The organism is Burkholderiales bacterium (assembly GCA_035543335.1).
Lineage (GTDB): Bacteria > Pseudomonadota > Gammaproteobacteria > Burkholderiales > JAHFRG01 > JAHFRG01.
This window is the reverse complement of record DASZZH010000001.1, coordinates 21,593-41,548: the sequence shown is the minus strand read 5'-3', so window position 1 is coordinate 41,548 and position 19,956 is coordinate 21,593. Positions and strand designations below refer to the sequence as shown.

20 protein-coding genes and 2 tRNA genes are annotated in these 19,956 nt (G+C 56.3%); 19 read left to right on the top strand and 3 right to left on the bottom strand.

Annotation, left to right across the window (positions count from 1 at the left end; all coding sequences use genetic code 11):
* The first annotated feature begins 1 nt into the window (after position 1).
* From VHE58_00210 to VHE58_00155, 12 genes are all read left to right on the top strand, one after another.
* Positions 2 to 1,231 carry an aspartate kinase gene (locus VHE58_00210; GenBank protein HVS25732.1) on the top strand — a complete coding sequence of 410 codons (1,230 nt, stop codon included), beginning with the start codon at positions 2 to 4 and terminating at the stop codon, positions 1,229 to 1,231.
* 320 nt (positions 1,232 to 1,551) lie between these two features.
* A tRNA-Ser gene (locus VHE58_00205) sits at positions 1,552 to 1,645 on the top strand.
* 332 nt (positions 1,646 to 1,977) lie between these two features.
* On the top strand, positions 1,978 to 3,627 hold the full coding sequence (locus VHE58_00200; GenBank protein HVS25731.1) for a malonyl-CoA synthase: 1,650 nt from the start codon (positions 1,978 to 1,980) through the stop codon (positions 3,625 to 3,627).
* A 521-nt stretch (positions 3,628 to 4,148) separates the two neighbouring features.
* Entirely contained in the window at positions 4,149 to 5,150 is a 1,002-nt protein-coding gene (gene dctP / locus VHE58_00195; protein HVS25730.1) for a TRAP transporter substrate-binding protein DctP, read from the top strand.
* An 84-nt stretch (positions 5,151 to 5,234) separates the two neighbouring features.
* Complete coding sequence (locus tag VHE58_00190) at positions 5,235 to 5,753, top strand: TRAP transporter small permease (protein ID HVS25729.1); 519 nt, start codon at positions 5,235 to 5,237, stop codon at positions 5,751 to 5,753.
* Positions 5,750 to 7,066 (top strand): TRAP transporter large permease, encoded by a 1,317-nt coding sequence (locus VHE58_00185; protein ID HVS25728.1) that lies wholly within the window; start codon positions 5,750 to 5,752, stop codon positions 7,064 to 7,066. Before VHE58_00190 ends, VHE58_00185 begins: the two co-directional genes overlap by 4 nt.
* 186 nt (positions 7,067 to 7,252) lie before the next feature.
* Positions 7,253 to 7,693 (top strand): hypothetical protein, encoded by a 441-nt coding sequence (locus tag VHE58_00180; GenBank protein ID HVS25727.1) that lies wholly within the window; start codon positions 7,253 to 7,255, stop codon positions 7,691 to 7,693.
* 266 nt (positions 7,694 to 7,959) lie between these two features.
* Positions 7,960 to 8,036: transfer RNA gene (locus tag VHE58_00175), tRNA-Arg, on the top strand.
* 66 nt (positions 8,037 to 8,102) lie between these two features.
* The gene (locus tag VHE58_00170; protein HVS25726.1) at positions 8,103 to 8,528 is read left to right on the top strand and encodes an SUF system NifU family Fe-S cluster assembly protein; all 426 of its coding nucleotides are present in this window, start codon (positions 8,103 to 8,105) and stop codon (positions 8,526 to 8,528) included.
* Between the two features lie 268 nt (positions 8,529 to 8,796).
* Positions 8,797 to 9,240, top strand: a complete 444-nt coding sequence (locus VHE58_00165) for a universal stress protein (protein HVS25725.1) — start codon at positions 8,797 to 8,799, stop codon at positions 9,238 to 9,240.
* 57 nt (positions 9,241 to 9,297) lie between these two features.
* Positions 9,298 to 10,722 carry a multicopper oxidase domain-containing protein gene (locus tag VHE58_00160; GenBank protein HVS25724.1) on the top strand — a complete coding sequence of 475 codons (1,425 nt, stop codon included), beginning with the start codon at positions 9,298 to 9,300 and terminating at the stop codon, positions 10,720 to 10,722.
* Positions 10,719 to 11,105 (top strand): hypothetical protein, encoded by a 387-nt coding sequence (locus tag VHE58_00155; protein ID HVS25723.1) that lies wholly within the window; start codon positions 10,719 to 10,721, stop codon positions 11,103 to 11,105. Before VHE58_00160 ends, VHE58_00155 begins: the two co-directional genes overlap by 4 nt.
* Before the next feature lie 6 nt (positions 11,106 to 11,111).
* On the opposite strand, the gene fnr is transcribed toward VHE58_00155, so the two are convergent.
* Positions 11,112 to 11,837 (bottom strand): fumarate/nitrate reduction transcriptional regulator Fnr, encoded by a 726-nt coding sequence (fnr, locus tag VHE58_00150; GenBank protein ID HVS25722.1) that lies wholly within the window; start codon positions 11,835 to 11,837, stop codon positions 11,112 to 11,114.
* A 212-nt stretch (positions 11,838 to 12,049) separates the two neighbouring features.
* On the opposite strand from fnr, the gene VHE58_00145 reads away from it, so the two are divergent.
* Complete coding sequence (locus VHE58_00145) at positions 12,050 to 13,117, top strand: 3-deoxy-7-phosphoheptulonate synthase (protein HVS25721.1); 1,068 nt, start codon at positions 12,050 to 12,052, stop codon at positions 13,115 to 13,117.
* Between the two features lie 124 nt (positions 13,118 to 13,241).
* Entirely contained in the window at positions 13,242 to 13,394 is a 153-nt protein-coding gene (locus tag VHE58_00140; protein HVS25720.1) for a hypothetical protein, read from the top strand.
* Positions 13,395 to 13,461: 67 nt separating this feature from the next.
* Here the strand turns inward: VHE58_00140 and VHE58_00135 are convergent, their stop codons facing one another.
* On the bottom strand, positions 13,462 to 13,623 hold the full coding sequence (locus VHE58_00135; protein HVS25719.1) for a hypothetical protein: 162 nt from the start codon (positions 13,621 to 13,623) through the stop codon (positions 13,462 to 13,464).
* A gap of 18 nt (positions 13,624 to 13,641) precedes the next feature.
* Positions 13,642 to 15,090, bottom strand: coding sequence for a putative sulfate exporter family transporter (locus tag VHE58_00130; protein HVS25718.1), 1,449 nt, complete (start codon positions 15,088 to 15,090; stop codon positions 13,642 to 13,644).
* A 680-nt stretch (positions 15,091 to 15,770) separates the two neighbouring features.
* On the opposite strand from VHE58_00130, the gene VHE58_00125 reads away from it, so the two are divergent.
* From VHE58_00125 to VHE58_00105, 5 genes are all read left to right on the top strand, one after another.
* The gene (locus VHE58_00125; protein HVS25717.1) at positions 15,771 to 16,379 is read left to right on the top strand and encodes a hypothetical protein; all 609 of its coding nucleotides are present in this window, start codon (positions 15,771 to 15,773) and stop codon (positions 16,377 to 16,379) included.
* 8 nt (positions 16,380 to 16,387) lie between these two features.
* Complete coding sequence (locus VHE58_00120; GenBank protein ID HVS25716.1) at positions 16,388 to 16,789, top strand: PA2779 family protein; 402 nt, start codon at positions 16,388 to 16,390, stop codon at positions 16,787 to 16,789.
* Positions 16,786 to 17,736, top strand: coding sequence for a PA2778 family cysteine peptidase (locus tag VHE58_00115; GenBank protein ID HVS25715.1), 951 nt, complete (start codon positions 16,786 to 16,788; stop codon positions 17,734 to 17,736). The genes VHE58_00120 and VHE58_00115 overlap by 4 nt, the downstream gene beginning before the upstream one ends.
* Before the next feature lie 159 nt (positions 17,737 to 17,895).
* On the top strand, positions 17,896 to 18,561 hold the full coding sequence (locus VHE58_00110) for a TetR/AcrR family transcriptional regulator (protein ID HVS25714.1): 666 nt from the start codon (positions 17,896 to 17,898) through the stop codon (positions 18,559 to 18,561).
* 24 nt (positions 18,562 to 18,585) lie between these two features.
* Positions 18,586 to 19,923, top strand: a complete 1,338-nt coding sequence (locus tag VHE58_00105; GenBank protein ID HVS25713.1) for a TolC family outer membrane protein — start codon at positions 18,586 to 18,588, stop codon at positions 19,921 to 19,923.
* Positions 19,924 to 19,956: the final 33 nt, after the last annotated feature.

Genomic DNA, 19,956 nt, shown 5'->3' with positions numbered 1-19,956 from the left:
CATGGCGCTGATTGTACAGAAATACGGCGGAACCTCGGTCGGCAGTGTTGACCGCATCAAGAACGTGGCCAAGCGCGTCGCCAGGTTCAAGGCACAGGGCCATCAATTGGTCGTGGTTGTTTCCGCTATGAGCGGCGAAACCGACCGCCTGATCAACCTCGCCAAGCAGATCCAGGGACAGCCCGAGGCGCGCGAGCTCGACGTCATGGTTTCCACCGGCGAGCAGGTTACCATCGCGCTGCTGGCCATGGCGCTGATGGATTTGGGGCTGAAGGCGAAAAGCTACACCGGCGCGCAAGTAAAGATTCTCACCGACAACGCCCATACCAAGGCGCGCATACTTAACATCGACGAAGGCAATATGCGCCGCGACCTGGAGGCGGGGTATGTCGTCGTGGTCGCCGGTTTCCAGGGCGTGGATGAGAAAGGTAATATCACTACTCTTGGCCGTGGCGGATCGGACACCACCGGCGTAGCGCTGGCGGCGGCCCTGAAAGCAGACGAGTGCCAGATTTACACCGACGTGGACGGCGTCTATACCGCCGATCCGCGCATTGTGCCCGAAGCGCGGCGGCTCAAGACCATCACCTTCGAGGAAATGCTGGAAATGGCGAGCCTCGGTTCCAAGGTGCTGCAGATCCGCTCAGTGGAGTTTGCGGGTAAATATAAAGTCAGACTGCGCGTGCTTTCAAGCTTTCAGGACGAGGGCGACGGCACGCTGATTACTTTTGAGGGAGACGAGAAAATGGAACAAGCCATTATTTCAGGCATCGCGTTCAACCGCGACGAAGCCAAGGTCACGATACTCGATGTTCCCGACCGGCCGGGCATTGCCTACCAGATTCTGGGGCCGATAAGCGAGGCCAACATCGACGTGGACATGATTGTGCAGAACGTCGGCCATGACGGCATGACCGACTTTTCCTTCACTGTGCATCGCAATGATTTTGTCAGGGCGATGAAGATTCTCAAGGAGCAGGTGGCGCCGCACATCGGCGCGCGCGCGGTCACCGGCGACGACAAGATCACCAAGCTTTCGGTGGTGGGGGTCGGCATGCGCTCGCATGCCGGTATTGCCAGCCACATGTTCCGCACGCTGGCGGAGGAGGGCATCAACATCCAGATGATTTCCACCTCTGAAATCAAGATTTCAGTAGTAATTGACGAAAAATACCTGGAACTCGCAGTGCGGGTTCTGCATAAGGCGTTCGAGTTGGAACAGACCGCCTGACACCCCCGCGAAACTTCGGATTTTGCTTTGATACTTCGTTGTGGTGTTTTTTGCGATCCTCATGTATTGACTTATACACTCCGCTCGCAAAAGAACGCCACGCCTCGTCTGAAAACAAACTTCTCGTTTCGCAGGGGGTGCAGTGGTTTGACCGCTTAGACACAAAACAGCTATCCTAGCCCGCTTAATGGAGAGATGCCCGAGAGGCCCCGAGCGCCGCAGGTGCGGATTCAAACAACACGGGCGCTGGCGCCCCCAAGGCCTCGGGTGAAAGAGGCAACGAAGACGAATTAGCGTACCAAAGTTCTAGGCAGCAAATAGGAGAGATGCCCGAGAGGCTGAAGGGGGCGCCCTGCTAAGGCGTTATACGGGCTTAAACCCGTATCGAGGGTTCGAATCCCTCTCTCTCCGCCACCCAGTTTTTTGCATTGCTCCTCTTTACGCCACCCACCTTTTTGCTAGACATTGATTTGGCATAACTTACGGTGGTGAGGTCATGGTGGCACTCATTTCTTATGGCGTCGCGTTCATTGTGGGCTGAGCTGCACCTTTTAAATAATGCCGGCTCCGCACAACGCAGCACCGGCAGATGGTACGCAATGCTGTTTCGCGCGCCCGGTTGAGCACCGGTTTAGAGCGCTTACAGCTGCGTCACTCATCGAAGGTTTGACCTCTGAGCAGATTTTTGTCTTGCGCTACGAATACATCAATCTGCAGCAGCCCCGATACAATCGGCTCGGTAGTAGATGCTTTTCTTGAAAATTCCCCCTAAATTTTCTGTTACCTCGTTTGACAACACCCTTATCAAACCGGTACAAATGTTTAAGGCAAGACAAATATTAAACGAAATGCCGTCTTCTATTGACCCGGTCACTTGGCTTGACGCAGTCCTCGAAACCGACCCGGGGCGCATCTTCATTGAGACACCGGACGGAAAAACCTACACCTATCGGGACCTGGCCGACATATCGGGCCGAATCGCCAGCGCTCTTGCATGGCGTAGTGTTGTCGCGGGCGATCGTGTGGTAGCACAAGTTGATAAGTCGCCTGAAGCGTTTATGCTCAGCGTAGCGTGCTTGCGGCTCGGCGCGGTGTTCGTGCCGCTGAACCCCGCCCACATGATCCCGGAGCTCGAGTACTTTTTGGGTGATGCCGAACCGCGGATGGTCATTGTGCGCCCGCAAGACAGAGAAACGCTGGCGCCCATCGCGCATAAGCTGGGTGTGGCTTATGTTGAAACATTAGGCGGCGGGAGCGAGGGATCGCTCATGGAACTGGCTCAAGCGCGTTCCAACACGGACTTTCCCCGTTTCGCCGGCGGCCCCGACGAGCCGACAACACTGCTCTACACGTCCGGCACTACCGGCCGTTCCAAGGGTGCCATGATCACCCGCCGCAACCTCGCCTCCAACGCTGCAGCGCTGGTGAAAGCGTGGCGGTTTACCCAAGCCGACGTGCTACTGCACGCCCTGCCGATCTTCCATGTGCACGGCTTGTTTATAGCCTGCAACACGGTTCTGGCAGCCGGTGCGCGCATGCTCTTCCTGGCTCAATTCGACGCCGACGAAGTCATGCGTTTGATGCCTCGTGCCACTGTCATGATGGGTGTACCGACGTTTTACACGCGGCTGCTGCAACATCCCAATCTCACCAGGAAAGCTACGGCCCATATGCGCTTGTTCGTCTCCGGCTCCGCGCCGCTGCTGGCTGAGACGCACAGTCAATTCGAAGTTAAAACGGGCCATTGTATTCTCGAGCGCTACGCCATGACTGAAACGCTGGTCAACACCTCTAACCCGTATGAAGGAAAACGTCTGGCCGGTACCGTAGGCTTCGCAGTGCCGGGCGTAGAGATCCGGGTCGTCGACCCGGAAACCGGTAAGCGGTTGTCGGAGCCTGAGGCCGTCGGCGTGCTTGAGGTTCGCGGTCCAAATGTCTTCAAGGGCTACTGGCGCAATCCTGAGAAGACCGCGGCGGAGTTCCGGCCTGATGGCTTCTTCATCACCGGGGATGTGGGCAAAATCGACGAGAACGGCTATGTACATATCGTCGGCCGTGCCAAGGATATGATCATCACCGGCGGCTACAACGTATATCCGAAGGAAGTCGAGGCTGAAATCGACGCGTTGCCGGGTGTCGTGGAAAGTGCAGTGATCGGCGTGCCGCATCCCGACTTTGGGGAAGGGGTGACGGCCGTGGTGACAAAGGCAAAAGGAGCCGCGATCGATGAAAGACAAGTGCTCAAGGCTCTAGATGGACGACTGGCCAATTACAAACACCCCAAACGAGTGCTCTTTGTCGATGATCTGCCACGCAACGTGATGGGTAAGGTGCAGAAAAATGTGCTGCGCGAAACCTACTCGAAATTGTACGAGCAACGCAATTCCCTCAAGTGATTCTGAAGTGAGAACGGAGCTTGGACACACGTTGGAGGCGGATCCCGAGTGGACAGGCAGAGCGGCGCCAACATGATGTTTGGTAGACGGTGAGCAGATCGATAAACGGGTTATATAGCCAACAAATCCCCTTGGGGACGCTCCTGCACAAAACTTGGCACAAAATTTAAGTCATAATTAGAATAGTCCGTACCAAGGGACTTCTGAGCAAAGGGAAGTCTCTGGTTGCAACTTATCCCGGGACGAGATTTGCCGTAAGCCCCTATGCCTCGTAATGACGGGCAGAGCTAATAAACCAAAAGTGCGCAGATAATTGAGCGCGGATAACATCGGAGCGCCGGCCCACGACCCCCATTTCCCGCGGCTGCGCGAACCACACGAAGATCCTCGCCACTTGTTCCGCTGCCCGAGGCAGAATAGAATATTCGAGCGCTGCTTCTGTCGAGTGCGTCACGTCGGCGAACCGAGCGGGTAAGAATTGCTTTTGATCGACAAACCTGGAGGAGATAAAGGAGATAGAAATGATAAAGTTCAAGCGAATTGGCATATTGGCCATGCTGGCGGCCGCGGCGCTGGCCGGTTCCGCCCTTGCGGGACCGACCGTGTTGCGTGCTTCGCACCAGTTTCCAGGCGGCAAGGGCGACGCACGCGACGAGATGGTGCAGATGATCGCGCGCGAAGCCAAGGCGGCCGATGTCGGCCTCGACATTCAGGTCTATCCCGGCGCGTCGCTGTTCAAGCCCAACGAGCAGTGGAACGCGATGGTGAACGGCCAGCTCGACATCTCCTCGTTCCCGCTCGATTACGCGAGCGGCAAGGTGCGCGACTTCAGTGCTACGCTGATGCCCGGTCTCGTCCGCAGCCACGCTCGCGCTGCGCGGCTCAATGACTCGCCCTTCATGAAAGACATCAAGGCGAAGATCGAGAAGGCGGGCGTGATCGTGCTCGCCGATGCGTGGCTTGCCGGCGCGGTTGCCTCCAAGAAGGGCTGCATCCGCAAGCCGGAGGACATTAAGGGCCTGAAGATCCGTTCGGCTGGACCGACTTTCGCCGCCATGTGGCAGCAGGCCGGTGGCTCGGTCGTCAACATCCCTAGCAACGAAGTCTACAACGCGCTGCAGACCGGCGTCATCGAGGCGACCGACACCAGCACGGGCAGCTTCGTCTCGTTCCGCATCTACGAGCAGGTGAAGTGCATTACTGCGCCCGGCGACAACGCATTGTGGTTCATGTACGAGCCGGTGCTGATGTCGAAGAAGAGCTTCGACAAGCTCGACAAGAAGCAGCAGGAAGTGCTGCTCAAGGCCGGCAAGAAAGCGCAGGACTATTTCGCCAAGGCCGCTCCAGGCCTCGACGAGGAAATGGTCAATACGTTCAAGAAGAACAATGTCGAGGTCGTGACCATGAGCCCCGCCGAATACGACGCCTGGCTCAAGGTGGCGCGTGAAAGCTCCTACGTGGAGTTCGCCAAGGAAGTTCCAGACGGCAAGAAGCTGATCGACGAGGCGCTCGCCGTTAAGTGAGCCTCGATATCGCAATCGGCCGGCGAGCTGTCTCGCCGGCCGATTGTTATTGACCGAAACTCCCTTCACGCACCGGGGGGACGCATGGATCGTTTCATTCGGGCAGTCACCCTGGTCTCGCGACTTTGCGGAATCATCGCCGCCGCGCTGATCGGCGCGGGCGTGCTGGTCGTCTGTCACATGGTGTTCGTGCGCTATATCCTCAACCAGAACACGATCTGGCAGACTGATTTCGTCACTTACAGCCTGGTGGCGGCGACGTTCATCGGCAGCCCCTACGTGCTGATGACGCGCGGGCATGTGAACGTCGATGTCCTCCCCCACTATCTTGGCCCGCGCCCGCGCTATTGGCTGGCGCTCGCCTCCGTCGTGGTGTCGCTCGCGTTCTGCATCATCATGACGGTGCTCACCTTCATGTTCTGGCACGAGGCTTGGACCAACAGGTGGGTGTCCGACACCATGTGGCGGGCGCGGCTGTGGATTCCCTATGGCTCGATGCCGATCGGGCTCGGCATTCTGAGCTTCCAATTTGTCGCGGACCTGATCAATCTGGTCACCGGCCGCGAGCCGCCGTTCGGCATTCAACCGGGGCGCCGCTCATGAGCCCGACCACCCAGGGTGCGATTGTTCTCGTCATCACGCTGGTCGTGCTTTTGTCGGGCGCACCGGTCGCCTTCGGCCTCGGGGCGATCTCGATCGTCTTTCTCATCATCTTCCATGGGATCGACTCGCTGCACGTGGTGGCCGAAACGTTTTATGCGGGGCTGCACGACTTCACGCTGGTGTCGATCCCGATGTTCGTGATGATGGGGGCGGCGATCGGCTCCTCACCCGCGGGCAAGGATCTCTACGAGGCGCTCGACCGGTGGCTCTACCGCCTGCCGGGCGGACTGGTGATTTCCAACATCGGCGCCTGCGCGCTGTTCGCCGCGCTCACCGGCTCATCACCGGCGTGCTGCGCCGCGATCGGCAAGATGGGCATTCCCGAGATGCGCAAGCGCGGCTACCCCGACGACGTGGCGACCGGCTCGATCTGCGCCGGCGGCACGCTCGGTATCCTGATCCCGCCCTCGATCACTTTCATCCTCTACGGCATCGCGACCGAGACCTCGATCGGGCGCCTGTTCCTCGCGGGCGTGATGCCCGGCTTGATGCTCACAGGATTGTTCATACTGTGGACGCTGTTCATCATCTGGAAGCGGGGATTCCACGCGCATGCGGCGGATTTCCGCTACAGCTGGAAGGAAAAGTTCCAGTCCATCCCGAAGGTAGCGCCTTTTCTCGCCATCGTCATCGGCGTGATGTACGTGCTCTATGGCGGGATCGCGACGCCCTCGGAGGCGGCGGGCGTGGGGGCGGCGCTCTGCGTGGTGATGGCGGTCGTGATCTACCGGATGTGGAGGCCGAAGGAGTGGTGGCTGATCCTGCGCGACACGATGCGGGAGTCGGTGATGATCCTCATGATCATCGCGGCCGCCGTGCTGTTCGGCTACATGCTCACGTCCCTTTATCTCACTCAGACTCTGGCGCAGGGGATCGCCGACCTGCACGTCAACCGCTGGGTGTTGATGGGGCTGATCAACGTGTTCCTGCTCGTGTGCGGATTTTTCATCCCGCCGGCGGCGATCATCCTGATGACTGCCCCGATCCTTTATCCCATCATCAAGGCCGCCGGCTTCGACCCGGTGTGGTTCGGCGTGATCCTCACCATCAACATGGAGATCGGCCTGATCCATCCACCGGTCGGACTGAACATCTACATCGTCAGTTCGATCGCGCCCGACGTGCCGCTGACGAAAATCATGTGGGGCACCATTCCCTACGTGCTCTGCATGATGCTGCAGATCGTGATCCTGTGCGTGTTTCCCGGCATTGCCACCTGGCTGCCCGACCGGCTGATGGGCACCATGCACTGAACCGGCGGAAGTGGTAAGCCTTGGAATACCTTTGTCGCCCGCGCGCGGAAAGTTGCGCATCCCGCTGCTGCTTGCGCCGGAGCATCTGGACTTATTGCATTACGCGGCTTCAACCGCGAGCAGGCCGACGCCTTATGCCGGGAACACGGCGCGGAAATCGCGATTTTCAGCGGCCATGATCGCTACGTGATAGGCGGTTCGTTATCCGCTATCGAACACATTAAGACAGCCGCCGAGGCACGCGCTGTTTTAGTTAACCTTCTGCCGGTAGGTGTGGCGGCTCATACCTCGCTGCTGGCTGCGGCCAGCAAAGGATTCGAAGCAGAGTTGCGAAGGTCCGCGCTGGCCGCACCTACGGTGCCTGTGCTGGCAGGAATTGATAGCTTGCCGGTTCGCGGCCGCGCCAGAGCTATTGAAAAGCTTTCGTGCCAGATTTCGACGCCGATCGATTGGATCGCCTGTATGGAAGCCGCCGTTGAGATGGGTTGCAAGGTGTTTCTGGAGCTTGGACCAGGTTATCGGCTCGCACGGATGGCGCGGGATTTTTATCCGGGGTTAACTGTCCGCTCGGTAGAAGAGTTTCGCAGTCTGTCAGGCGTGATCGAATGGGTACATAAGCATAGCTAATTGATCTGCCAGGTTCTGATTAATTCCATGCTTTTTAACGAGGGACTCGGTATATATAACGGCCTGAAAGGGGCTTTCCACCGGGGAAAGCATGCTGGTGCAACCTTGGTGATGCAGTTTTTCTCGGCTTTTCCCGATTTGCAGAAAATATTGCGCCAGAGAAGGGTTTGTTCTAGACTGAGCCCCCCCGCTGGATTGATATAATTCCCGCTATTCAGAAAAACAGGCCGCCAGGTGAAGTGGCCGGCCTAGTAGCAACGAGACAAGCGCCCGTAGCTCAGTTGGATAGAGTACTTGGCTACGAACCAAGGGGTCGCGGGTTCAATTCCTGCCGGGCGCGCCAGAATACAAAGGGGGTTACGTTTAGTAACCCTTTTTGTTTTTACGGCAAGCGGGAAAAACGTTCAACATGACAGATATCAACAAACTCTACGACGATGTGATCATGGATCACATCAAGAATGCCCGCAATTACCACAAGCTGGAGGAAGCGGACCGCGAAGCGCAAGGTTCCAATCCGCTGTGTGGTGACGTCCTCAGCATTTATCTCAAAATGCACGGGGACATCATCGAAGATATTGGTTTTCAGTGTTCGTGCTGCGGCATTTCCATGGCTTCGGCTTCGATCATGACCGAAAGCGTGAAAGGCAAGAATAAAAACGAGGCAAAATCCATCTTTCAGCGTTTCTCGCGATTACTTGCGCAAACCCAACCTGACAGTTCTTCTCTGACTGACGATCTTTCCGTTCTGGCGGCAGTGCGCGAATTTCCTTCGCGCATTAACTGCGCGACTCTTGCCTGGCAGACTCTCGAGCAAGCGCTTGATAAGGCATAGCTTGCAATTTCCCTGTCTGGAACGGTAGTTCCAGGATAGCCGTTTTAGAGACTCCTTCGTATTCGTCCTTGAGCCTGCTAATAGCATGGCGTCTTGTAATTTAGTGTTTTTCATCGCTTGTACACAACTTTTGATCTAGATCAATGTTTCTTTTATTGGCCGGCATAACATCAAGCTTAGGCTTGTGTAATTAGCACTCATTATTTCACGAGCACCACAAGCCGGTTTTAGCCATGTTTGGTAGGTAAACAGCGAGAGGAAAAAGGCCATGTTCAAGCACATTCTTATTCCTACTGACGGATCGAATTTATCGAAAAAGGCAGTGAAAGCGGGTGTTCGGTTCGCGAAATCCATGAGCGCAAGGGTGACGGGTTTTCATTCGTACCCGTCGTTTCAGCAATACGCTTTCTCGGGTTACGACGCGCCGGAAGCCGAGACCGTGAAGCATTTCGATGAAAAGATGCGCGAGGCAGGTGAAAAATACTTGACGGAAATCGAGAAGGAAGCCAAAGCGGCAGGAGTGGACTACACGGGGGTCGTGCAAAAGGCGGACGCGCCTTATCTCGGCATCACTGAAGCGGCAAAAAAGCGCGGCTGTGATGCCATTTTTATGGCATCCCACGGACGCAAAGGAATTGCGGCGTTGCTTGTTGGCAGCGAGACGCAGAAGGTGCTTACCCATTCGAAGATTCCCGTGGTAGTGTTCCGTTAGCGTTCGCATAGTGTAATGGCAGCAGTACGGGCGGAAAACATGAAGGAGGCCACCGTAATGATCAAACTTATCCGATTGTGCGTAACTTCACTTCTGTTGGGGGTATTCGGTTGCGGTTCGCCGCATGATGACTACGATGCCTCCAGAATGGATCTCAAACCGGCAGCGGCATCGATTTCCAGCCAGCGACATAACGGCGCGTTTGCCTCGGGCAGTGCGCTGAGCATGGATGCGGCAATCAAGCCTCTTGATCCGTCGCCGGTCAAGACCATACAAATCGACACCACGCACAAGGTTATTGAAATTGCGCCGGGCGTGAAATTCAGCGCGTGGACGTTTGGCAATCAAGTGCCGGGGCCGACCCTGCGCGCACGCGTTGGCGACAAAATTCGCTTCAGTATGACCAATCGAAGCGACGAGGCGATCCCAGGCGTGCCGGTTTTCGCTGCGCCAATGATGCATTCCATGGATTTTCATGCGGCAATGGTCTCACCTCAGGATAAATACCGGTCAATCGCGCCGGGTCAGACCATCAGCTTTGAATTCACGCCCAATTATCCTGGCGTGTTCATGTATCACTGCGGCACGCCAATGATACTGGAGCATATCGCCTCGGGCATGTACGGCGCGGTGATTGTCGAACCGCGTAATGGCTATCCCACCAAGGTGGATCGTGAATACATCATTATTCAAAGCGAGTTTTACATCAAGCCCGACCCGGAAGGTAAAAAGCTGGAGGGGCAGGTCCTGCACGTACTGGATGGCGACAGGCTGCGTAACAAGGCTTCAACCTATACCGTGTTTAACGGCGTGTACAACGGCATGGTGAAAAACCCGCTGCCGGCGAAGCCGGGCGAGCGCGTCAGGCTGTTCGTTTTGAATGTGGGGCCAAGCAACACCTCCAGCTTCCATGTGGTGGGAACAATATTTGACCGGGTGTGGCTGGAAGGAAATCCTGACAACCAGATGCGCGGCATGCAGACCGTTCTGCTCGGCTCAAGCAACAGTGCCATTGTCGAGTTTGTTGTGCCTGAGGCCGGGTCTTACATTATGGTTGACCATCATTTCGCCAATGCATCTCAAGGGGCTATAGGCCTGATTGACGCAAGCGTTAGGAGTGCGGTGAAAGATATCGAACACCACAATATTTCGGCCACAAATACACCTACTGAATCCGAGGCGGTAAAAGGCAAGCTTGATTTTGAAAGCAAATGCTTGGCCTGCCACTCCCTGGGACAGGGACGAAAGCTGGGGCCGGATCTATTTGGCGTCACTCGCCGCCGCTCAGACGCCTGGCTGGCGCAGTGGCTCAAGTCGCCTGAAGTAGTGCTGGCAAGCGATGAATACGCAAAAGCGATGCTCAAGGAATACAAAGTGCCGATGCCGAACCAGAACTTAAGTGATGCGGAAATCAAACAATACATCAAGTATTTTCACTGGGCGGACGAGCACGTGAGTACGGAACAGAGGAAACAGCCATGAGAATTCGGCATGCTTGCCTTGGCATTTTATTTTCGGTTTGTCTTCCTGCTGCTTTTGCCTGCGGCTATTGCATAGAAGATAAGATCGCTGCTACCTATGATCATCAAGTGATCGCCAAGGCAGTCAGTATGGGTCATGCCGTTGCGTATGCGGAAATTGTCGGCATGCCGGGTTTAAGTACGGCAGCCGAGAAGGAAATTACTGGAGTAGTTAAAAAAGTGCTAGGGGTTGACTTGGGAACAGTGCGCATCTCACTAGAGACACCAGCGCTATCGTTTGCCTACGATCCCCGGCACTTCACGCCCGACGGTTTACTACTGCAAATAAACAGAAATTTGGCTCCCAAGCGGTTCAAGGTTTCACTGATCCGTATTATTCAGTAGTAGAAGTCAGGCGGCGCGGCCTTGCGCGTGGCCGGAAAGCTGCTGTAAACCATGTGGATTGGTGATGCGGATTTGCTTGTTGCGCACACTGAGCAACCTGTCCTCATGGAATTTTGAGAACAACCGGCTCACCGATTCCAATGTAAGTCCAAGGTAGCTGCCGATTTCCTCCCGTGTCATGCGCAGGTTGAATTCATTGGCCGAGTAACCGCGAGCGGCAAAGCGCTGCGAGAGATTGAGTAAAAATGCCGCCAGGCGTTCTTCCGCACGCATTGATCCGAGCAACAACATCGCGCGATGATCTTGCTCGATTTCGCGGCTCAAGATCTTGCTGAAATGATGTTGCAGTGCCTGGACTTGATGGCTGATTTCCTCGAATCGGGGGTAGGGGATGACGCAAACCTCGCTGTCTTCGAGAGCGACAGCATCACAGGTGTACCGGTCGGTGTTGATTCCATCCAACCCGATGATTTCCCCGGCCATGTGGAATCCCATCACTTGCATTTGACCATCTTCGTGACCAAGGCATGTTTTGAAAAAGCCGGTACGTACGGCATAGATGGCATCAAAGCGGTCGCCGACGCAATAAAGGCAGGTGTTACGTTTGCAGCGACGGTGCACATAAACCAGCTCGTCCAGCTGCTCCAGCTCGCTCTGTGACAGCCCGACCGGCAGGCACAACTCACGCAGGTTGCAGCTCGAACAGGCGGTCTTGATCGTAGCGAAGTTCAAGGAGGTTTACCAAGGATGGGAGTAACATAATCCTACTCCGGACAAGAGATAAAGGCGATACCCACACTATGGCCGTTACCGGCACAGAGATTCGAAGTTGGCTTACTTGAGGCTAGCGGCGTTACAATAATAATATAATTTTGCCCTTGATCAATTAAACACATTTCCATTCTGCGATGACGCGACATACCGTCAAACAAAATAAGTCAGTTGTGAGGGAACCCATCAGGGTCGATAACGTTAATGTCCTGTCCCAGCAACTGCTGCTTACGCCTGATGAAATCAGAAAGCGGCTGCCGCTGACCAAACGCGCGCGGCAAACGGTCCTGGAAGGGCGGCGCGCTGTACAACGTATTCTGGATCGTGAAGATCGGCGATCGCTGGTGGTGGTGGGACCGTGCTCGATCCACGATCTCGAGGCGGCTCACGATTATGCGCAACGCCTCAAGAAACTCGCTGACGAGATTGCCGCCACGCTGTTTATCGTGATGCGGGTGTATTTTGAGAAGCCGCGCACCACCGTGGGCTGGAAAGGGTTCATCAACGATCCGGAGATGGACGATTCATTCAAGATCGAGGAGGGTTTGCAAAAGGCGCGCAAGCTCCTGCTCGATTTGGCGGAAATGGGTCTGCCCGCCGGGACCGAAGCGCTTGATCCCATCGTGCCGCAGTATCTGTCCGACTTGATTACCTGGACAGCGATAGGCGCGCGCACCACGGAATCGCAAACTCACCGCGAAATGGCGAGCGGACTTTCATCGCCGGTCGGTTTCAAAAACAGCACCGACGGCAGCTTCAAGGTGGCAATTAACGCTCTTCTTTCGGTGTCCCATCCGCACAGTTTTCTGGGCATCGACAAGAGCGGATGCTGCGCCGTGATTCGCACGCGGGGGAACCGTTACGCGCATATGGTGTTGCGCGGCGGCGCCAAGCCGAATTACGACATTGAGAGCATCAGGCAGTGCGAAAAGGAACTGGCTGCGAATCAGCTGCCCGGCAACATCATGGTGGATTGCAGCCATGCCAATTCCAACAAGGACTATCGCTTGCAGCCGGTTGTGCTGCGCGATTGCGTGGAGCAAATACGTGCGGGCAACCGTTCCATCATCGGCTTCATGATTGAAAGCAACATCGAGGCGGGGAACCAGCCGATCCCCGCCGACCGCTCTCAACTCAAGTACGGCGTTTCGGTGACCGATCCGTGCATAGACTGGCCAACGACTGAAACGATTCTACGCGAAGCTCAGAAAATACTAGAAGATGTAATTGTTATGCATTGATTACTAATAATAGTATATAATTTATTGCTTTGACGCGATGCTGTATCGATGGTCAATTACTTCTACCTTGTCGGTGCGCTGGTAGGTGACCCGGATTTTGGGGGCGTGGACGCTGGCCGCGGCCATGAAAGATGCGCTGACCGGAAAATTTAGTGGCGGCAGCCGGACTCATTGCAGCGAGTTTGAAGCGGACAGCGGGATCCGAAAGCGCGGTACTCAGATCAGCATGCAGGCGCGTAGTTTCAGGCCGGGCAGCAGCGGGGTCGAGATTGCGTAAACAGAGACACTCCCTGACTTGGCGGAGCTTGGGACCATAAGGAAGCCGAACTATGTCGTTGCCTGCCCTATCCTCCAGCCGGGAAGAAGGTGTAGCTGATAAAGACCAGAATCGCCAACAGCACGACACCCGTTCCCAAGCTCCATCCAATCAGTTTCTTTTCGATGGGTAAAAGAGGCTCGTAGGGCATCTTTTGCATTTCCTCGCCGATCTTCGGTTGCTGTTCCATGGTTTTCGTACCTCGCGATTAGCCCGTTACCAATGGTGGTTTCACGCCAGCGAAAAAGAGAAAGGAAATCACCAAGCCCACCCAGATGACGAAACCGAACAAGCAGAGCAGATACACCGTCGCTAGCTTGCCGATGCCTTCCTCCCAAAGCTTTCTGAAGTTGGACATCACGCCAATCGTGAAAAACGTCATAACGAAAAAGATGCTGCGGAAGGTATTGGCTTCGCCCATCGCCGACTTGATCTTCGTCGTAATCTCAGGCGCAGACCCCAGCGCCATGACCAGAATCAGCACGAAAGTCACGAGGTAGCCGATGATGAATTTCGGAAAGCGCTCCCAGATCTCCCTGACCTTCGCCTTGTCGCCTTCCCGCACGTTGATGTGGGTGGTCCAGATGTAGGCAAGTATGAATGCCCAGATGCCGATGAAGATGTCGATGAAAACCTTGACCGTCGCAGTGGTGCCGAGTATCCAGCCCTTCTGGTAGTTGATCCCCTGTGCCGCTGCGCTCGCGAGGATCAGCGATTCCGTAATCGCACCGCTGGCCACCGCTGCGCCATCGGTCTTAACCGCGAGCCCCATCCACGCGCCGGCCACCATGGGTTCGTGGGATAGAAAGGCTTGCGCCAGAAACGGCAGGATGAGCAGCTCGACCACGGAGAAGATCACGACCAGCGAGGCCACCATGATCGGGACCACCGGACGGGCGCGGATCGCGCTGCCGGTAGCGATTGCCGCAGATACGCCGCAGATGGAAATGCCGGAAGCGAGAGGAGCCGCCCATTCGCGGCTGAGCTTGAACCACTTGCGCGCCACAAAGTAGACCACCGCCCAATAAATCAGGTAAGCCTCGATGATGGCGGCGAGGCCGCGGAACATCAGAGATGTCGCCAGGCTCAGCTTTTCAGCCGCGATAATTCCAAGGAAACCGCCGAGAATGACGATCGCGGTCTTGATGTACCACTCGGGCCGGACCGCTTCTTTCATCCAATTTGCCAATCCGGGAAGGAAGTTCCCGACCACCAGGCCGGCGATCAGCGCCACGATGAATCCGCCTTCGTTGGTGAGCTTCAGCGACCAGCTGATACCGAATTTCTGCATCTCGGCCGGGGTGGTCACTGCAAAATTGGCATAGCTCCCGGCGATCCAGCACAGATAACTGATCCAGAACACCGCGGTGAAACCAAGTGCGAATCGCTTGATGTCGGCTTTGAGCGCCGCTGCGCCCAGCGTGAGCACCACCAGCAGAGACAGGTAAGTGGCAACAAGGGCGCCTAACCCTCCAACGCTTGTGTAGGTTTTGGAAACAGGCGCCAGGGCTTTGGAGATGTCGGTCCAGACGCCGGTGGTGACAACCCACCCCAAAGTGTCGGCTCCAACCAGCACTCCCAGCGCAAGCACGAAGACGAGCAGGCCGATCCAGACCGACAGCCAGTCTTCACTGATACCTTGTATGGTTTGGTTCATATTGAAGGGATCCTCCAGCGTGGTGGTTTCGTCATTGCGGTTTTATCCCCGCGGCCACCAAGTTTTTTGAACTTATTTTTAATCATACTTGAGGCTTCCCGAAATTTACAAAGTAATTTTTGATCTTTGGTTATAACTAAATTCTTTCATGAGGATCCGAACCCCTGTGTGGCAAGGGAGAAAACGCTGTGTACCGCGGTAGCGGACGAGCCGGCGTTTCAGCTCAACCGCACGTACTCGTAATCCACCGGGAGGTTGTTGATGCCGCGGTCGGGGCGCGAGTCGAGGTGCTCATGTTTACCAAGTGCCGACATTCCCCACATCGCAATCAGCATGCCACCACACTCGAGGCGATGACCCGCTTCATTGCAGCCTGTGCTTAACGTCTTTCCTGTCGTCCTCGCACGACAATAAAAAGTTGTTAATAATCAAAATATTATGATATGTCTGATGAGCCGGCGTCGTGACCACCCGACATCTTTCATGGCTTAAGCCGCCTGTGCCTTCTTTTGATTGGATTTATCTCTATGTTTTATCAGGGCAAGTTCCCAGTGGCATGGCTGTTGCTCAATGAGCGTGCTGAGTGTGAAAGGAGAGTAAAAATGGAATCGAAAAGCAAAACGGAGCTCTTCTCTAATTTTTTGCTACTTTTCGGAGGCAACAAAAAAGCATTAGCGGCTATGGCTCTGCCTGGCCCCGCTACGGTGGAGAGGCACGAACGGCTGTCGGCATCGCAAGCCTGGATGAGAAGCCATGCGGAGTCGAGCACTTATTCACGGCTTTCCGCCGAGTACAGGATGCTTGCCGGTTCCGATTGCAATGCGCGCAGCCTGGTTGAAGGTTTGCGCGACGGTGTTCCCATCACCCTGACCTGCGCGGCTGGAAACGGCGGGGCTGCGAGCTTCCTGCCGCCTACCGGCCGCATGATGGGCTACAGCAATGTCGCAATTGCACTGGCCCTGGTGCGGCAGCAATTGGCGGGGCAGGGCATAGCCGAGCCGTCGCCGCATCAGCTGCAGGCCGCGCTGGTGGGCGGAAAAATCGTAAGCCCCTTGTCCGGCGGCGCGGTGAGGTTGCCCGGGATTTTGCAATTGAAAAAGGACGGCAAGGGCTGGGGCAAAATCGCCGGTCTGCTCGGGGTGAGGCTGGGCGATGTGCTGGGTGGCGCGAGAATTCCAGTGCTGATACCGGTGGCAACGGGACTGGCCAGCCTGCAGGCAAGGAAGAAAATGCATAAAATAGTGGCAAGCGCCGCCATCACAGCAAAAACTGTCGAGCAAATGAGCTAAGAAGAAAAATGCAGAAACGTGTTTATCAATGGGTTGCCGCTTTATTGATTGTGAGCCTTTTGCCCTTGCCACTGCCGACGGCCCATGCCGCGCTGGTGACTACCGACCAAGTGTTCTCCGGCGAACAGACAAGCGAAGCGAGAGAACGCATAAGCGCTTTCTTGGATCGTCAGGAGGTGCAGGCACAATTGCAGCAATACGGCGTTGGCGTCGACGAGGCCAAAGCACGGGTCAATGCGCTGACCAATGACGAAGCGAAAAGCTTGGCCGGGAAGCTCGATTCGTTGCCAGCCGGCGGGGTGGTGGGTGAGATACTCGGCGCCGCATTAATTGTTTTCATCGTTCTGTTGATTACCGACATCCTCGGTTTCACCAAGGTATTCCCGTTTACCCGGCCGGTTAAACGTTGAAATTGCCACTGGTTTTTTCCGCCCGCTATCCTCCTCGAGCGGGCATTTTTTTTATTCTGCTCGGACTTGCGGCCTGCGCGGCACCGCAAGCACGGATTGATAACGAGTATCTGCCGCGGCAGGTGGAACTCACCGCAGTGCCGTTTTTCCCGCAGCGTGATTACCAATGTGGACCGGCGGCGCTGGCGATGGCTCTGAACGCCGCGGGCGCGAAAGCAACGCCGGAACAGCTCAAGCCCGAAGTGTATTTGCCGTGGCGCAAAGGCAGCCTGCAAGTGGAAATGCTCGCAGGCGCGCGCCGCCAAGGTTTTGTCGCGTATCCTTTGTCTTCCGGCTTTCCTGATTTACTCGCCGACGTGGCGGGTGGCGCGCCGGTCATTGTGCTGCAGAATCTGGGTTTAAGCTGGTATCCGGTTTGGCATTACGCCGTGGTGGTGGGATATGATCTCGACCGGCAAGAAATCGTTCTGCGCTCGGGCGAAGAACTGCGGCAGATCCTGTCCTTGAATACTTTTCTGCGCACTTGGCAGCGCAGCGGTTTCTGGGCGATGCTTGCGCTTCCTCCAGACAAGCTTCCCGCCAGCGTGTCAGAGCAGGCTTATCTTTCCGCTGTATTAGCCTTGGAGAAGAGCGGGCAATTAAACGCTGCACGCAGCGCCTATCAAACCCCAGCCGCCCGCTGGCCGGATAACCCGGTGGCCTTGATCGGCTTGGGCAATATCCACCATGCGCTGGGAAATCTGACCGAAGCGGAAGCGGCGTTTCGCAGCGCCGTCCTCAAGCATCCTGAATCCGCCGCCGCTTTTAATAATCTGGCGCAAACGCTGGCGGATCAGGGCAGGCGCGAGGAAGCATTGCTGGCCGCAAGACGTGCTGTCGAGCTTGGCGGGACGCATCTCGCGGCATCGCTGGCGACCTTGCGCAGCATCGAGACGCAAGGCCGCTAGCCCGCCACCCCCAAAGCACCCGCCACTGCACCGATCAGCCACCGGCGTGGTGCCCACCATCACAATCGCCGTGTATTCCGCCGCTTCCTTTTAGGGCGGGATTGACAGATTTTTTGCCGGGCCATATATTACCGACTGGTCAGTTATTTTTATTCCCCCATGTCCGCCCTGCTCAAAAAAACGCGGCCGCAACCCCGCTGGCTGCGGCGCAAGGAGGCGCGCCCGAGCGAACTGTTGCACGCGGCACTGGACCTCTTCATCGAACGCGGCTTCAGCGCCACCCGCTTGGAAGACGTGGCGAGCCGCGCCGGAGTGAGCAAGGGCACGCTATACCTCTATTTCGTCAATAAGGAAGAGCTGTTCAAGGCGGTGATCCGCCAAGGCATGGTGCCTTTTCTCGAGCGCGCCGAGCACTTGATTGACGAATACCGCGGTAGTTCCCGCGACCTGATCAAAGATATCACCAGGGGCTGGTGGGAAACCATCGGTGCCACGCCCTTGGGCGGTATTCCGAAGCTGGTCGTTTCCGAGTCGGGCAATTTTCCCGAACTCGCTCGGTTTTATCTTAAGGAAGTCATCCACCGCGGGCAGCGCATTTGCGCGCGCGCCCTGCAGCGAGGGATGGACAGCGGCGAATTTCGCAAAATGGATGTCAATTATGTCTTACGCATCGCGATTGCGCCCATCGTGCTGCTGCTGATCTGGCAGCATTCGCTGCAACCTTATGAACGCAAGGCACTCAACGTTACGCGCTACCTGGACATGCATTTGGATATTTTGCTGGAGGGAATCCGCAGCCGCGGGAAAAAACGGATGTCAAGATGAACATTTAACAATTAGGACGCTACCATGAATCGCTACCCAATACTGTTATTCATAAGCATGATGTCGAGCTTTCCGGCGCGCGCCGCCGATTTGCTCGAAATTTACCGGCAGGCGCTGGCCCAGGATGCGGTTTACGCTTCGGCGCGCGCAACCTGGCAGGCCGGGCAGGAGAAATTGCCGCAAGGACGCGCGCTGCTGTTGCCGAGCGTCAATCTTTCCGGCAATACCATATACAACGACGTCAATACGCAACTGCGCGGACCGTCGGTGCTGCAAGGTGGTCCGCGTGCCTTCAACACCAACGGAATCACCATTTCGCTGACCCAGCCGCTGTTTCGCAAGCAAAACATCGACCAGTACCTGGAAGCGAAATCGCAGCTAGCGCAAAACGACGCGCAGTTGGATGTGGCCGCGCAGGATCTGATTTTGCGGGTGTCGCAGGCGTATTTTGACGTGCTGGCGGCGCAGGACAATGTGGCATTCGCTGCCGCGCAAAAAGCGGCAATTGCCGAGCAGCTGGCTTCCGCCAAGCGCAATTTCGAAGTGGGTACGGCAACCATCACCGACACCAATGACGCACAGGCTCGCTACGATCTGGTCGTATCACAGGAAATCGCCGCGCAAAACGATTTGGAAGTAAAGAAGCAGGCGCTGGCGCAAATCATCGGCAGTGCGCCTGCGGCGCTCAAGTTGCTCGCCACCGATTTGCCTCTGAGCCTGCCGGAGCCCAATGACATGGAGCGTTGGGTGGGGGCGGCGCAAGCCAACAGCCCGCAAATCAAGGCGCAGGAAGCGGCGCTGGAATTCACCAAAAAGGAAGTTGACCGCAACCGCGGCGGACATTACCCCACGGTTGATTTGGTCGGCACTTACAGCAATACCGCCGCGTCCGGCAGCGCAACTTTCGGCAGTGGCAACGGCACCGGCAACGACACCACACTCAAGACCATAGGCATTCAGCTTAATCTGCCTTTGTATCAAGGCGGCGGCCAGCAATCGCGGGTGCGTGAAGCGATTGCCAACGAAGAAAAGACGCGGCATGACCTGGAAAACACCCGTCGCAGCGTGATTTATTCCACTCGTCAGGCATTTTTGGGGGTGACCAGTGGTGTGGCGCAGGTGAAGGCGCTGGAACAGGCGCTGGTATCGAACCAAAGTTCGCTGGATTCCACCAAACTCGGCCAGGAAGTGGGCGTGCGTACCGGAGTCGATGTGCTGAACGCCCAGCAACAACTGTTCAGCGCCAAGCGCGACCTGGCGCAGGCGCGCTACAACTTTATTCTCAGCCAGTTGCGGCTCAAGTCCGCGGCGGGGCAGCTCAGTGAAGACGATCTAGCTGAGGTCAATCGATGGTTAAGGTAGCCGCAATAAATCCAGACCGCCGGTGCCTGTTTA